The 15,688-nt window shown below is 33.7% G+C and carries 15 protein-coding genes and 1 tRNA gene; 4 read left to right on the plus strand and 12 right to left on the minus strand.

Annotated elements, in window-relative coordinates; all coding sequences use genetic code 11:
• Positions 1–8 precede the first annotated feature (8 nt).
• The gene (locus tag ACVC5O_RS14325; protein WP_452222171.1) at positions 9–287 is read right to left on the minus strand and encodes a hypothetical protein; all 279 of its coding nucleotides are present in this window, start codon (positions 285–287) and stop codon (positions 9–11) included.
• Positions 288–448: 161 nt separating this feature from the next.
• Here ACVC5O_RS14325 and ACVC5O_RS14330 point away from each other — a divergent pair, with 161 nt between their 5' ends.
• From ACVC5O_RS14330 to ACVC5O_RS14345, 4 genes are all read left to right on the plus strand, one after another.
• On the plus strand, positions 449–1,216 hold the full coding sequence (locus tag ACVC5O_RS14330) for a hypothetical protein (RefSeq protein ID WP_452222172.1): 768 nt from the start codon (positions 449–451) through the stop codon (positions 1,214–1,216).
• A 56-nt stretch (positions 1,217–1,272) separates the two neighbouring features.
• Positions 1,273–2,019: a MerR family transcriptional regulator gene (locus ACVC5O_RS14335; RefSeq protein WP_452222173.1), complete on the plus strand. Its 747-nt coding sequence runs from the start codon at positions 1,273–1,275 to the stop codon at positions 2,017–2,019.
• A gap of 178 nt (positions 2,020–2,197) precedes the next feature.
• Positions 2,198–2,383, plus strand: a complete 186-nt coding sequence (locus tag ACVC5O_RS14340) for a hypothetical protein (protein ID WP_299210248.1) — start codon at positions 2,198–2,200, stop codon at positions 2,381–2,383.
• Complete coding sequence (locus tag ACVC5O_RS14345) at positions 2,383–3,999, plus strand: recombinase family protein (RefSeq protein ID WP_452222387.1); 1,617 nt, start codon at positions 2,383–2,385, stop codon at positions 3,997–3,999. Before ACVC5O_RS14340 ends, ACVC5O_RS14345 begins: the two co-directional genes overlap by 1 nt.
• Here the strand turns inward: ACVC5O_RS14345 and ACVC5O_RS14350 are convergent.
• From ACVC5O_RS14350 to mraY, 11 genes are all read right to left on the minus strand, one after another.
• Positions 3,953–4,026, minus strand: a tRNA-Arg gene (locus tag ACVC5O_RS14350). The two genes, ACVC5O_RS14345 and ACVC5O_RS14350, sit on opposite strands and share 47 nt — an antisense overlap.
• A gap of 38 nt (positions 4,027–4,064) precedes the next feature.
• A complete protein-coding gene (locus tag ACVC5O_RS14355) occupies positions 4,065–4,514 on the minus strand; it encodes a GatB/YqeY domain-containing protein (protein WP_452222174.1) in 450 nt (149 codons plus the stop codon).
• Between the two features lie 154 nt (positions 4,515–4,668).
• The gene (gene ftsZ / locus ACVC5O_RS14360) at positions 4,669–6,654 is read right to left on the minus strand and encodes a cell division protein FtsZ (protein WP_452222175.1); all 1,986 of its coding nucleotides are present in this window, start codon (positions 6,652–6,654) and stop codon (positions 4,669–4,671) included.
• 70 nt (positions 6,655–6,724) lie between these two features.
• The gene (ftsA, locus tag ACVC5O_RS14365; RefSeq protein WP_452222176.1) at positions 6,725–8,050 is read right to left on the minus strand and encodes a cell division protein FtsA; all 1,326 of its coding nucleotides are present in this window, start codon (positions 8,048–8,050) and stop codon (positions 6,725–6,727) included.
• Positions 8,051–8,053: 3 nt separating this feature from the next.
• Positions 8,054–8,746, minus strand: coding sequence for a cell division protein FtsQ/DivIB (locus ACVC5O_RS14370; protein ID WP_452222177.1), 693 nt, complete (start codon positions 8,744–8,746; stop codon positions 8,054–8,056).
• Between the two features lie 16 nt (positions 8,747–8,762).
• A complete protein-coding gene (gene murC, locus ACVC5O_RS14375) occupies positions 8,763–10,061 on the minus strand; it encodes a UDP-N-acetylmuramate--L-alanine ligase (RefSeq protein WP_452222388.1) in 1,299 nt (432 codons plus the stop codon).
• A gap of 134 nt (positions 10,062–10,195) precedes the next feature.
• Positions 10,196–11,305 (minus strand): undecaprenyldiphospho-muramoylpentapeptide beta-N-acetylglucosaminyltransferase, encoded by a 1,110-nt coding sequence (murG, locus tag ACVC5O_RS14380; protein WP_452222178.1) that lies wholly within the window; start codon positions 11,303–11,305, stop codon positions 10,196–10,198.
• 73 nt (positions 11,306–11,378) lie between these two features.
• A complete protein-coding gene (locus tag ACVC5O_RS14385; RefSeq protein ID WP_452222179.1) occupies positions 11,379–12,575 on the minus strand; it encodes an FtsW/RodA/SpoVE family cell cycle protein in 1,197 nt (398 codons plus the stop codon).
• A gap of 83 nt (positions 12,576–12,658) precedes the next feature.
• Entirely contained in the window at positions 12,659–13,999 is a 1,341-nt protein-coding gene (gene murD, locus ACVC5O_RS14390) for a UDP-N-acetylmuramoyl-L-alanine--D-glutamate ligase (RefSeq protein WP_452222180.1), read from the minus strand.
• 3 nt (positions 14,000–14,002) lie between these two features.
• Positions 14,003–14,362 (minus strand): four helix bundle protein, encoded by a 360-nt coding sequence (locus ACVC5O_RS14395; RefSeq protein ID WP_452222181.1) that lies wholly within the window; start codon positions 14,360–14,362, stop codon positions 14,003–14,005.
• 40 nt (positions 14,363–14,402) lie between these two features.
• Positions 14,403–15,635 carry a phospho-N-acetylmuramoyl-pentapeptide-transferase gene (mraY, locus tag ACVC5O_RS14400; RefSeq protein ID WP_452222182.1) on the minus strand — a complete coding sequence of 411 codons (1,233 nt, stop codon included), beginning with the start codon at positions 15,633–15,635 and terminating at the stop codon, positions 14,403–14,405.
• Positions 15,636–15,688: the final 53 nt, after the last annotated feature.

Here is a 15,688-nt window from a genome sequence, read left to right on the forward strand (position 1 = left end):
GATTTACATTATAACTTCATAGACGTTTGCGAGGGTAATGGGATGTTTTCAGTGAGAACTTTCCCCTTTTTACTATTACGCAATGTTTTCTCGTGTTTGGATTCTAAAAGAGTCAGACAGGCTTCGTAAATAAGCTCTTCGCTAGATGGCCTAATCTCTTTTCGGTTAAAAAACTTTGAAACCGTAGGTCTTGATTTTCCCGATTCTTGAGCAACAAGGGCTATGGGGTTATCAAAATACTTGTGCATTTTTCTTGTAATGGCTTTAATTTCATCAGGTTGATACATTCTTATAAAGTTTATGTGATTCGATTAACAATTCAGTATAAAAGTTTTGTAAATTTGGCAACAATTTAACGCCTATATTATAATTATATCGCCAAATATATGTATAAACGATGCTTAATAAACAACAAAACTGAATAATAATTTTCAGTTCACTAGAACAAATGACAGATCAAAACACAAAAGAAAAAGGAGAAGTAATTGATAATGAAATTAATACTATGAAGCAGAATGCAGATTACGACACCATAGATTTAAAATTTATAGATGCAATAGACGAAGTCTTGCAAAAAAATGACCAGCTAGGAATAAAACCGAGTAATGATAGCAGTCTAGGGAAACTTATTTACCCATCCAATAGAAGTATCATATCATCTGTACGAAGTAGAGCTAAACACATACCACACCTAGCTTTAATCAACTTTGCAAAAATGTTTGATGTGGATATGAATTATTTTTATTCAAACCGAACCCTAAACTACATTCCCAGAGTTCGTACCACAGATAATCGCATAGACAACTCAGTTAAGGATACAGGAGAAGGTTCTTTCGTGACACACGCTGGAAGCGGAACGATAAGAGATGTTAAGAATGTCGCAAAAGAAATTATAAACGATAACAGCACGACACATTCTAATCCATCGGCTGAAACCATCATAAATAATTTCATTCAAAAAATAGATGAACATTGCATTCCCGATTTCTACAATATACTCAACGCGATAAGAGATGAGACAGGAGGCACCATAGAAGAGTTGAAATTTCATTTAAAAAAGAAATCTAAAAAGCTGGACAAGCTTAATGAAAAGCATCACAAAGAATTAAAGAAGGTTAATTTAAAGCTTACTGAAGCTTGTGAACGTATGATTGAAGCACAAGAAAATGAAAAGCAAACAATGATGAAATACATTACATTACTTGAAAATAAATAAACGTCCTTGTTTCGTAACGTTTATAATGTTATGTTTGTATTCTCAAAACAATCAGCTTGAAAAAATCAAAGACAGATTACTCTAAATTGTTGCGACTTCTCAACGAGAAGGAATATGCAAATAAGTATATTATAAATGCCGAAAGGCGTATGATAACGCATTGGCAAGATATAGGTCTCTTTGAAGATCAACGCCATACTGATAGTGGATGGAAGAAATTTAGTCTCATAGACATTTTATGGATGGGCATCATCATCGAATATCGCAATCTGGGATTTGCAAATGAGAGAATAAAGCCTGTTAGGAAATTTCTCTTTGAGAACACAACCACTGAAGGTAAAAGCATAAGCAAGTTAGAATATTCAGCTGTTCAAGTTCTCGCTTTCGCGAAAGCGTTATACCTAATAACAGATGTGGCAGGAAACATATATCTCGCAGACGATTATGAATATGTAAAGCTCTTGCAGGAAGGCGCGGTGACCAACCACATTGTATTAAGCTTAAATCAAGTAGTCAAAGAAAATATAGCTGTCCTTTTTTCTGAGCCTAATTTCAACGCTTTTGCAGGATTAAATAAAGACGAAATCCAAGTTATGCTCATCTTGAGAAGTGAGTCTTATCAATCTGTCCAAGTGACCAAAAAGAATGGAGAGATCGATATGATAGAAGGAACAGAACGCATTAGTGAGAAAGATAGAATCATTGACATTCTAAAACAGCACGAATATCAAAATATCGAAATAAAACAAGCCAACGGTAAAGTGGTCTTAATAAGCCGTACCGTAAAACAGAAAGCAAAATAGAACAACTATTTGCCATTCACACTCAATTTTTAATCCCATAACGGAAACAAGTTTGAAACCAATAATTATGAAAACCTAATAACCATCGATTGACAATAAATGGAATGAGCTGAAAAAGCCATCCACCATCCCATTAGTGCTATGACTATATAATAGAATAGCATTCACGGATTTAATAATGCAATCAATAGATGTAAAAAAAGAGAATAATAAGGAAGTAACAAAAAATAAAATGTCTGTAGAGAGACTCAAATCATTTAAGGGATTTGAGAACGTGAACGAAGATGAGGCAGATGAAATAATTAAAAATCTTGAGCAGTTTGCACTCATATTATGCAAACAAGTTCAGCAAAATGTAGCCTAATGAAAGATTTATCCATCTTTAACCAATTTGCCCGTAAAGACGAAAGCAAGTCACTCAGACAAGCAGGAAATGCTGTTATATATACAAGAGTATCTACCAAAGAACAAGCGGATAATAATGCTAGTTTAGATACGCAGTTAAAGTACTGTGAGCAACTTGCTCAGAAGAAAGGGCTTGATGTGGTTGAGTATTTTGGTGGGACTTATGAATCTGCTAAAAGTGATGAGCGTAAGCACTTTCAAAAGATGCTCAACTTTGTAAAGCGCAGAAAAGATATTGGGTATATCATAGTGTATTCTTATGATCGGTTTTCACGAACTGGTGCTAACGGTGCATACATTAGTGACCAACTAAAAAGACAAGGCATTGTAACCATATCCGCTACTCAAGAGGTAGATACTTCAACTAGTGCAGGATCTTTCCAACAGAACTTATATTATATGTTCTCTCAATTTGATAATGAATTGAGAAGAGACAAATCCGTTTCTGGAATGCAAGAAAAGTTACGTAGAGGCGATTGGACTGGAGCGTGGCCTTACGGTTATACTAACACGAATCCGGGAAAAGGAAAGAAACCCAACTTTGTAATTAATGAAAAAGGAAAGCTTCTAAAAAAAGCATTTGAGTGGAAAGCAATGTCAAACACCTCTCACGTTGAGATATCCAAAAAGCTCAAACGAAAAGGATTAGACCTGTCAGCAAAAAAGCTAAGTGATTATTTTAGAAACCCTTTCTATTGCGGATTATTGGTAAACAAATTAATACCAGGAGAAGTTATTCAAGGAAACCACGAACCTATGATTACTCGTGAAATGTTTCTAAAAATTCACAATCTTCTTAACTCAAGAGAAGAAGGTAGAAAATACAATCTTGATGATGAAAACCTACCCTTAAAAATGTTTGTCAAATCAACAGAATGCGGCACACCTTATACTGGCTATGTGGTAAAGAAGAAGGGACTCTATTATTACAAAAACAGAAGAACTGGAAGCAAAGAAAATAGAAGTGCAAAAAAGCTTCACAGCTCGTTTATGGCACTTTTAGAAAATTACACATTATCTGATGCAAAGTATATAGAACCTCTTAAAGAGATTATCGAGAAGACTTTTATCGATTTAAACAAAGAACAAATAGATGAAGCAAAGGTGCTAAATACGAAAGCTGCGGAGCTGGATATCAAACTTGATAGACTAGAGGAACGTTTTGTATTTGAAGAAATATCGAAGGTGCAATACGACAAATTCAAATCAAAACTTGAGTCCGAAAAGAACAAAATAACTGAGCAAGTTTCAAACTCAGGATTTAATATTTCGAACCTCAAAAAATCGATTGACAAAGCTTTGAATTTCGCCTTGAATCTACCGTCATTGTGGCAATCTGGTAATATTGAAGTCAAGCGCTCACTTCAATTTATGCTCTTTCCAGAAGGAATAGGGTATGACTTCAAAAACGACCGACTTCGAACTTTTAGAGTGAATTCCATTTTCAGCGCAATCGCCTCTATTTCAGATAAGTTAGGAGCAAATGAAAACGGGACTTTTCAAAATGATTTTGAAAAATCCCGTTTAGTGACCTCGAGAGGATTCGAACCTCCAACCCTCAGAGCCGAAATCTGATATTCTATCCAGTTGAACTACGAGGCCAAATTCCTGCGAAGGCAGGAGGCTAATTGTTTATATTCTTAACTTAATTTAGCCTTTACAATGGTAGAAATAGTTTTACCATCTGCCTTACCTGCTAATTGTCCGCTTATCATTCCCATAACTTTACCCATATCCTTCATGCCTTCTGCTCCAGTTTTTGCTATAACGTCGTCAACAATTTTGGCAACTTCCTCTTCACTCATTGCTTCTGGTAAAAATTGAGAAATTACTTTTGCTTCGGCTAGTTCTGGCGCAGCTAAATCTTCGCGTCCTTGCTCTAAAAATATAGCTGCACTATCCTTACGTTGTTTTACTTGTTTTTGAAGTATTTTAAGCTCTTGCTCCTCTGTTAAATCTTCTTTTGCTCCACTTTCTGTTTGTGCTAATAAAATAGCAGATTTTACTGCTCTAAGTGCTGTTAAGGACACAGTATCTTTAGTTTTCATTGCCGTTTTTAGCGCAGTCATTATCTCTGTAGATAAACTCATTGTTTTGTGTTTTGTTTGGCTGTAAATATAGTAAGAAAATAAGAACTCTATAGTTTAGGATAACTCTTAAAATTAAGGCATTAAAAAACCCAAAATGCTTTAGGGAAAGATTTTGGGTTTAAAGATTAAGCTTTAAATTTAGAGCCTGACTAATTTAATCTACATTATCATGTAAAAATGAATTGTTTTTTCTTAATTGAATATCGTCATTATCATCAACTCCTAAGCTAGTTTTTGAAATATTATTTTCTGAAGAATGTGGAGAGTTTTCTAAATCTACACCTTGACGCTTATACGCTGGCACTTTCTCAATATCTTCAATTTTTGAAGCATTAAACTTATGGTTAAAGCTTTTCATTTTACGTCTGCGTTCGTCTGCTCGTTCTTTTAAAATTTCTGAAATAGGACTGTTCATTGGGTCTATTTCTTCATCAATAACAACTTCTTCTATTTCACTTTCAATAGTTTTTTTCTCAAAAACTATTTCCTGATCTAACTCTTCAATCAACTCTGATTTTGCTGTTTCTTTAGTATTCATTGAAGAATCTGACTCCACATAATCTTCTAATGTGTAACGGGTTTCGCCAGCCTCATTTGCTTCAGTAATAGTAATTAACTCTGTATAATCATTAACTTCTACTTCTTTAGCATTTTCAGTCAATTCGAATTTAATAACTTCATCTGCATTGTTAGTATCTTCATTTTTAATTTCATTTTTAGAAATTTCAGAATCTACTGTTGGTTCATTCATTGGCATATCGAAAGTTAAGGTGATTTGTTGTTTTTCTTCAGCTTCACCATTTTCTTCTATTACTTGCGTTTTTTCAGTGATTATAAAATCAGTATCCTCTTCTACAGTTGCAACAACCTCATCATATATAACTTCTATATTTTTTATGATTTCTGTGGTTGGAATTAATTCTAAAGGTGCAACGGCTTCAGCTTTTGGAGTTGTTTTTGCGGTAAACATCTCGTCTTCTGCGTCGTCCATATCCAATGTATGCTTAACCACTGGCTCTGGTTTAACTTCTAACTCTATGTTTGGTTTTATAATAGCTGGTTCGCGCTCTTTTGTAGTTAAATCCTTTTCTAAACTTTGATCGTCTTCTAAAGCGTGAATTACCTTTTTGGCTTCTGTATTTGAAATTTCATCTTGTTGCTCAATATCAAAACCTGTTGCTATAATTGTTACTGCAATCGATTCTTCTAAAGACTCATCGTCACCAACACCCATAATTATGTTTGCACCATGGCCAGCTTCTGTTTGAATGTGGTCATTAATTTCACCAATTTCATCGATAGTAATTTCTTGAGAACCAGAAACAATAAGCAACAATACGTTTTTGGCGCCTTTAATTTTATTATCGTTTAATAATGGCGAATCTAAGGCTTTCATTATGGCATCTTGTGCTCTGTTTTGACCAGAAGACACCGATGATCCCATAATTGCTGTTCCGCTATTACTTAATACGGTTTTCGCATCGCGTAAATCAATATTTTGTGTGTAGTGGTGTGTAATTACCTCTGCAATACCACGAGATGCAGTAGCTAAAACCTCGTCTGCTTTAGAGAAACCTGCTTTAAAGCCAAGGTTTCCATACACTTCTCGTAGTTTATTATTATTTATAACAATAAGCGAATCGACCACAGATCGTAATTTTTCGATACCAATTTGCGCTTGTTCGTTACGCATTTTACCTTCAAACTGAAAAGGCATAGTGACAATTCCAACCGTTAAAATATCTAAATCTTTAGCCATTTTAGCAATTATTGGTGCTGCTCCTGTACCAGTTCCTCCACCCATTCCTGCTGTTATAAATACCATTTTAGTGTTTACATCTAGCATACGCTGAATATCGTCAAAACTCTCTACAGCAGACTGCTCTCCAATTTCTGGATTTGCTCCTGCTCCAAGACCTTCGGTAAGATTTACTCCTAATTGAATTTTATTTGGCACACCACTATTTTGTAAAGCTTGCGCATCTGTATTACAGATTACAAAATCTACTCCTTTAATGCCTTGTTGGAACATGTGATTAATGGCATTACTGCCTCCTCCTCCAACGCCAATAACCTTGATAACATTAGATTGGTTTTTTGGTAAATCAAATGCTATATTTTCGAATTCTTTGTTGCTCATAAATTCTGTTTTACTGGGTTCTTTATACTTTTATTTTGATACTTTTAAATATCCTTTGGATTAATTATAATTACTCTGCGTTATCTAAAAAATCTTTTACACGTTCTGTTAGTTTATCTAAAAACGAACGTCTTTCTTTTTTAGGGTGTTCTTGTATTTGGTCCTCTTCAGCAGTTTCATTATGGTCATCAACTAAAAAGTCTGATTCTTCTACTACTTCTTCTGCTTTTTTACGTTTTGCACGTTGTAAGCCATCCATTACTAAACCAACTGCTGTTGCAAATAGCGGACTTGTAATCTCATCGTCACTATCTCCTGCTAAATGCTCGTTTGGATAACCCACTCTGGTATCCATTCCTGTAATGTATTCTACTAATTGTTTAAGATGCTTTAATTGCGCTCCTCCACCTGTTAACACAATACCTGCTATAAGTTTTTTCTTTTGCTCTTCGTGTCCGTAATTTTTAATTTCTACATAAACTTGCTCTACGATTTCTACTACACGAGCATGGATAATTTTAGACAAGTTTTTTAATGTAATTTCTTTTGGCTCTCTGCCTCTTAATCCAGGAATAGAGACAATTTCGTTGTCTTTATTTTCTCCTGGCCATGCAGAACCAAACTTTATTTTTAAAAGTTCTGCCTGCTTCTCGATTATAGAGCAGCCTTCTTTTATGTCTTCTGTAATGACATTACCACCAAAAGGAATTACTGCTGTATGACGTATAATTCCATCTCTAAAAATGGCTAAATCTGTGGTTCCTCCACCTATATCAATAAGTGCAACACCAGCTTCTTTTTCTTCTTGACTTAATACTGCATTTGCAGAGGCAAGTGGCTCTAACGTTATGCCTTCTAAATCTAATCCTGCACTTTTTATGCAACGGCCTACATTTCTAATAGACGATACCTGACCAACAACCACATGGAAATTTGCTTCCAAACGGCCTCCATACATACCAATTGGTTCTTTTATTTCGGCTTGACCATCAATTTTATATTCTTGTGGCAGTACATGGATAATTTCTTCTCCTGGCAGCATCACCAATTTGTGAACCTGATTAATTAAACGCTCTATATCTGCTTCGTCTATAACCGTTTCGGAATTTGGCCTTGTTATATAATCACTATGTTGTAAGCTTCTAATGTGTTGACCTGCAATACCAACTGTTACACCTTCAATTTTAGTTGCGGCTGCAGCTTCTGCTTCTTGTACTGCAAGCTGTATGGATTGTATGGTTTGTGTAATATTATTTACTACACCACGATGCACACCAAGGCTTTTGGATTTACCGATGCCAAGTATTTCTAATTTCCCATAATCGTTTTTACGACCAATCATGGCCACAATTTTTGTGGTTCCTATGTCTAATCCAACTGCTATATTATGCTCCATAGTTTAAAATTTAGTACACACGACTTGGTTATCGAACTGTAAATTCACTGTTTTATAAATGTCTAGCGTTTTATCTTTCATTGCTTTTTTATAAAACACTTTTAAATTGTTTATTTTTTTATCTAACTGGTTTAGACGACCTACATGTACATTAAAATTGCACTTTCGCAATTTTAAATCAATAGTTTTATCTGCATTTTGATGAATTTCGATAACGTGTTGTTTCAAAAACTCATCTTCAGTTATTTTTTTTGCCATAGTATATACAGTTTCTAAATCTGTTTTTTTAACAGCTCCTGTTACCAATGGCACGCGTTCTGCGTAGTTTGTAGATAATGGCATATACTTACCATTTGTATCTACATAATACGAGGGTTTACTAAGCACTCTGGCTATAGGTTTTTTTTGTTTAACCTCTGCAATTAGTGCTCCATTTACATTTAGATACACTTCTGCAGATGCGATTAAATTATTAGAATTCAGGGCAGATTCTAGACCATTCAAATCTAAAGTTTCTTTAGGCATGTTCTTAACGCCTTCTTTATTTTGTATTAACAATTTACTAACAGTTTCGTGAGTTATAAATAGATTGTTATCTCCAATAAATTCAACTTTTGGAGCTTCTACTTTTCTATTTCCATTTCTTTGGCTAGAAAAGGCATACAAAAACACCACTATTACTAGCAGTACCATCATTTTTATGTAATTCCAATTAACTCGCAACGCTTAAACTTTTTTTTATGTGTTGTACTTCTTCTCCAATATCTCCTGCACCAATGGTGAGTATAATTTTAGCTTTACTTTTTTTTATTTCTGAAATGATTTCGTTTTTACTAATTAATTTTTTGTTTTTAGTGTTTATTTTGCTCAATAACCACTTAGAATCTACACCTTCGATTGGTAATTCTCTAGCTGGATAAATATCTAATAGCAAAATAGCATCGAACTGAGAAAGGCTTTTTGCAAAATCGTCTATAAAATCTCTTGTACGAGAGTAAAGGTGTGGTTGAAAAATTGCTAAAACCTCATCGTTAGGATACATTTCTCTAACCGCTTGGTGTGCTGCTTCAATTTCTGTTGGATGATGTGCATAATCGTCTATAAAAACTAGATTTTCTGTTTTTATTTGGTAACTAAATCTGCGTTTAACGCCTTTGTAAGATGCTAAAGCTTTGGCGAGCTGCAAGTGAGGGATACCGTATTCAGCAGCCATCGCCAAGGCTATTAATGCATTCGACAAATTATGTCTACCAGGTAGGTTAAATTGAACGTTTTCTAGTACTTGTGTTGGTGTTTTAATATCAAAAACATAAGTCCCATTTTTTATTTTTATATTTTGCGCTGTATAGTCTGAATTGTCTTCGATACCATAAGTAATGCCTTTTAGAGGCAATCCGTTTTTTACAAACAACTTTCCGTTTGGTTTTATTTTTTTTGAAAATTCTTTGAAGGATTCTGTTAAAGCAGAAGCATCTCCATAAATATCTAAATGATCTGCATCCATTGAAGTAATGCATGCTAAATCTGGAGATAAGGTTAAAAAAGAACGATCAAACTCATCGGCTTCGACAACCGAAACTTCAGACCCATTTAAAATTAGATTGCTGTTATAATTTTCGCTAATTCCACCTAAAAAAGCTGTTAATTTCACACCACATTGGTACATTAAATGACCAAGAATACTAGTTGTTGTGGTTTTACCATGTGTACCTGCAACCGCAAGACAATAGGTGTTTTTGGTAATTAATCCTAAAATTTCTGAACGTTTTAATATCGTAAACCCTTCAGTTTTAAAATAATTAAATTCTGAATGGTTTTTAGGGATTGCAGGCGTGTAAACTATTAACGTAGTGTCTTTGTTAAGGTATTTTTCTTCAATTAAATTAATAGAATCGTTATAATGAATCGACATACCTAAGTCTGCTAAACTTGACGTTAGCTCTGTTTTTGTTTTATCGTAACCAGCAACACACATATTTTCTGCATGGAAATAGCGCGCTAAAGCACTCATGCCAATTCCACCAATACCAATAAAATAGATGTTTTCCCATCCTAAACTTTTCCCTAAGGAAAGTCCTTTTTTATAAGACGATATGTTATTATTATTGCTCATTTTTTCTCTATAATTTCTTCTCTTTAGGAAGATTAAGATGTGCTTAAAAGTTTTTCAACCTCGCCTGCTATATCTTTTGTTGCATTCACTAATGCTAGTTTTCTTATGTTTTCACTCAATTGGTATTGCTTTTCTTTTGAGGCTACTAATTGCGAAAATTTATTTTTAAAATCCACTTCTAAATCGGCTTGCGCTATTAAAATTGCTGCGTGTTGCTCTTCTACAGCTTTTGCATTTTTTGTTTGATGATCTTCTGCCACATAAGGCGAAGGCACAAAAATTACAGGTTTACCAACTATACATAATTCGGATACCGAAATAGCTCCTGCTCTAGAAATTATAAAATCTGCTGCTGCGTAAGCATAATCCATTTTATCTAAAAAAGCATGGACTTGAACGTGCTTGGTGTTGCCATAAAGCTTATAGGTTTGGTAGTATAATTTACCGCATTGCCAGATGATTTGAAGGTTTAATGTTTGCAAAAAATCTAATTCTCGCTCTAACAATTCGTTTATAGCTTTTGCACCTAAACTTCCTCCTAATACGAGTAGTGTTTGTTTTCCTTCTACTAAATCAAAATGTTTTATTGCGTCTTCTTTTTTAGAGGCTATATCTAATAAATCTTGTCGAACAGGATTACCCGTTTTTAGGATTTTTTCGGCTGGAAAAAAACGTTCTAATCCATTATAAGCCACGCAAATTTTATTAACCTTTTTACCTAATAATTTGTTGGTTATTCCTGGATAAGAATTTTGCTCTTGGATTAGCGTAGGGACTTTTTTTGAAGTGGCTACTTGTAACAATGGACCACTAGCAAAACCTCCTGTTCCTATGGCAACATCTGGCTTAAATTGATTAACAATTTTTCTGGCATTCCATAAACTATTAATTAGTTTAAATGGGAATGTTATGTTTTTTAAAGACATACTTCTCTGGATTCCAGAAATCCATAAGCCTTGGATTTTATAACCAGCTTGTGGTACTTTTTCCATTTCCATTCTATCTTTTGCTCCTACAAATAAAAATTTGGCGTCTGGGAAACGCGATTTTAATTCGTTTGCAATAGCAATTGCAGGATAGATATGTCCTCCTGTTCCTCCTCCACTTAGGATAATTTTATATGTTCTTTTTTTAGTATTCACTTTTTAATTTGGCGAGCATTTTAACTATACTCAGTGTGACATTTTATTTATTTTAACTTCAAATACTTATTATCTATATGGTTTCCGATAAGATTTCTAACGGATTATCCTCTGCATTTTCTTGTTCTTTTATTTCTTCTCTTTTTGCGCTTACACTTAGTACAATTCCTAAAGCTAAGCAGGTCATCCAAATGGATGTTCCTCCACTACTAATAAGTGGTAACGTTTGTCCTGTAACCGGAAATAATTCTACAGCAACAGCCATATTAATTAATGCCTGAAACACGATTGGCAACCCAACGCCAAGCACTAATAATTTTCCGAAAATTGATTCTGATTTTTGTGAAGCAATTACAATTCTAAATAGTAACCACATGTACATTATTATTAGGAAAAAGCCTCCTATTAAGCCATATTCTTCTATAATGATTGCAAAAATAAAATCGGAAGACGATTGTGGTAAAACATTTTTTTGAATACTTTTTCCTGGACCTAATCCAAAGATTTCGCCAGAAGCTATTGCCATTTTAGCATGTTCCATTTGGTAATCGGCATCAGAATCTGCATTTCCATCAAAAAAGTTTTCAATTCTGTTTTCCCAAGTATCCAATCTATTAGCCATTAAATCTGGAAAAGCTTTTAGTGTAAGCACAAATAAGCCAAGTGCAACAATTCCAACTAGCATCATAGCCAATAAATACCGAATAGGATAACCACCTAAAAACACTAACATTACAACCATTAAAAATATTAATGCTGTTGTAGAGAAGTTAGAAGGCAGTATTAATCCTAAAATTAAAAATACAGGCACCCAAAGTGGTAAAATAGAGTCTTTAAAACTTATGGTTTGATCTTTTATTTTAGACATATATCTGGCGACATACACCATTAATACAACCGAAGCCAAAGTAGAAGTTTGAAAAGACATACCAACAATTGGAATTTGAATCCAACGGCTTGCATTTGCACCTTCTATAGTTGTGCCTTGTAGCATAGTAATAATAAGTAACACTATTACTATTGGTATCATAACCATTGAGAGGCCTCTAAAATAACGGTACGGAATTTTATGAACACCATACATTATGGCAAACCCTAAAAACAAATGCATGAAATGTTTTATAAAATAGCCAAAAGTATTACCTGCTCCTCCAATATAGGCTAAATTACTTGCAGCACTATACACAGGAAGGAATGAGAAAATAGCCAGTAATGCTGCTATTGCCCAAATTAAACGGTCTCCTTTTATGTTTTTAAATAGTTGTTGCATTCCCATCTATTGCTTTGCACCTTCTTCCTAAAGGGAAGATTTATTTTTATAAAAATTTTTATTACTGCTTTCGCAGGAATTTGTTACAAATTTCTTACTGCATCTTTAAATTGTCTTCCTCTATCTTCGTAGTTTTCAAATAAATCGAAACTTGCACAAGCAGGAGATAACAATACATTATCACCAGATTCTGCAATTTTATAGGCTATTTTAACTGCTTCACTCATGTACTGAGTTTCTATAATTACATCTACCATACTCGAAAAATTTTCCATTAGCTTTTCATTATCTACTCCTAAACAGATAATAGCCTTCACTTTTTCGTTAACAAAAGGATATAGCTCGTTATAATTATTCCCTTTATCTACTCCTCCAACAATCCATACTGTTGGTGCATCCATACTCTCTAAAGCGTAGTATGTCGCGTTTACATTTGTAGCTTTAGAGTCGTTTATGTACTGCACTTTATTAATTTTAAGCACTTGCTCTAAACGATGCTCTACTCCATGAAAGTTTTCTAAACTTTCACGTATAGTTTGCTTACGTATTTTTAATAAATGTGCCACAGTGGAAGCTGCCATAGCGTTTTTTACATTGTGCTTTCCTTCTAATGCTAAATTTTTTGTTGGCATAATTATCTGGTTGTTATCTATTGTTATTTTTATATTATCGTTATCTAAATACGCTCCATTTTCTATTGTTTTTACTAATGAAAATGGCAATAATGTAGATTGAATGTTATTGTTTTTGATGAAATTGTTTATCACTTCATCGTCTGCGTCATAAATCAAATAATCGGTTTTGGTTTGATTCATTGCTATTCTAAATTTTGAAGCGATATAATTGTCGAATTTATAATCGTATCGATCCAAATGATCTGGTGTTATATTGGTTAATACAGCAATATGTGGTTTAAAATCTATTATTCCGTCCAATTGAAAACTACTTATTTCTAATACGTAATTTGGATAGTTAAATTCCAAAATTTGTTTTGCAAAACTGTCGCCAATATTACCTGCCAAACCAACTCGCAACTCCTGTTTTAATACATGATGTGTTAAGGATGCTGTTGTTGTTTTACCATTGCTTCCTGTGATACCAATAATAGTTGCATTGGTATATTTTGAAGCAAATTCAATCTCTGAAATCACTGGAATATTCTTTTTTAGTAGCTTTTTAATCAATTCTACTTTATCAGGAATTCCAGGACTTTTCATCACCACATCTGCATTAAGAATTTTTGATTCTGTATGCTTCTCTTCTTCCCATTCAATCTCATTATGTTTAAGAACGTCTTTGTATTTCTCTTTTATTTTTTGGTTATCCGAAACAAAAACTAAATAGCCTTTTGCTTTTCCTAAAAGTGCAGTTCCTACTCCACTTTCTCCTCCTCCTAGTATGACTAATTTCGATTTACGACTCATGGCTTAAGATTTACGAGTTCTTGTCCTCATGGTCTTTATCGATGCTACAATTATTGATAGTAATTCATTCCCATCGGTATGTAATCTTTTTATTTCTGAATGTTCTTTATTTCCAACATCCATTAATAATTCTAGGAAATACATACTTTCATCAGCTTCTTCTTCAACTATTTTTAATTTATTTATAAAGTCTGCTGTCGATTTAGCTCTACAAGCTGCTCTATAATTCGCTCCAACAGAACTTGAACACCTTATTAATTGGTTGCAATACGCATTATATTCTCTAGATACAGGAAATTTTATACATAAATTCCAGCAATCGATTGCGTATTTTTTAGTTCTATTTTTTAATTCTTGTTTCAAATTTCAATCTTATTTCTAAAATCATAAATCGTAATTCTCGTTATCTTAACTTTAAAGTCACTATTGAAAGTATGGCTAGGAAAATGCCAACAATCCAAAATCGTGTGACTATTTTACTTTCGTGATAACCTCCTTTTTGATAGTGATGATGTAAAGGCGACATTTTAAAAATGCGTCGGCCTTCGCCATATTTCTTTCGCGTGTATTTAAACCAGCTAACTTGTAATATTACTGATAGTGACTCTGCAAAGAAAATTCCACACAGTAATGGAATTAATAGCTCTTTACGCACTGCAATTGCTATTACAGCTATAATACCTCCAATTGTTAAACTTCCTGTATCTCCCATAAATACTTGAGCTGGATACGTATTGTACCACAAAAACCCAATTAGTGCACCTGCAAAAGCAGCAATAAACACTACGAGCTCTCCTAATCGTGGAATAAACATAACATTTAGATAATCTGAGAATACAATGTTCCCAGATACAAAGGCAAAAATGGCAAGCACGAACACTATAATAGCAGAACTTCCTGCTGCTAAACCATCTATACCATCGGTTAAATTCGCTCCATTAGATACTGCTGTGATAATAAATATGACTATTGGTATAAAAATTAACCATGCATATTTTGCATAATCTTCGTCTATCCATGTAATAAGATTTGAATAATCAAACTCATTATCCTTCACAAAAGGAATAGTTGTTTTTAAGGATTGTATTTCTGGATTAAACTCTGCTTGAGAGCTTTGTGTAATTAATTCGGTTTCAAACTGAGGGTTAATACGTTCTTGTTTAATAGTAACTCCTGGATGAAAATACATCACAGCACCAACAAAAATGCCTAATCCTACCTGACCTAATATTTTAAATTTACCACTAAGACCAGCTTTATCTTTTTTAAATACTTTTATATAATCGTCTATAAAACCAACTGTTCCCATCCAAAGCGTAGTAACAATAAGCATGATAACGTAAATATTATCTAATTTGGCTACCAACAATACAGGAAGCAATGTTGCAATAATTATAATTATTCCTCCCATTGTTGGTGTTCCTGCTTTTTCTACCTGACCTGCTAAGCCTAAATCTCTAACCGATTCTCCAACTTGCTTTTTTTGAAGAAGAGTTATAATTTTTTTACCAAATATTGTAGAAAATAGCAACGATATAATTATGGCTAATGCAGCTCTAAATGTGATAAATTGAAACACACTTGCTCCTGTTAACTGAAACTCATTTTCTAGATATTCAAATAAATAATATAACATTCTTTTTTATTCTATTGTTAAACCTTTTGACTGCGCTCAAGGTGTCATTTGGT

The sequence above is a fragment of the Lacinutrix salivirga genome (assembly GCF_053604675.1).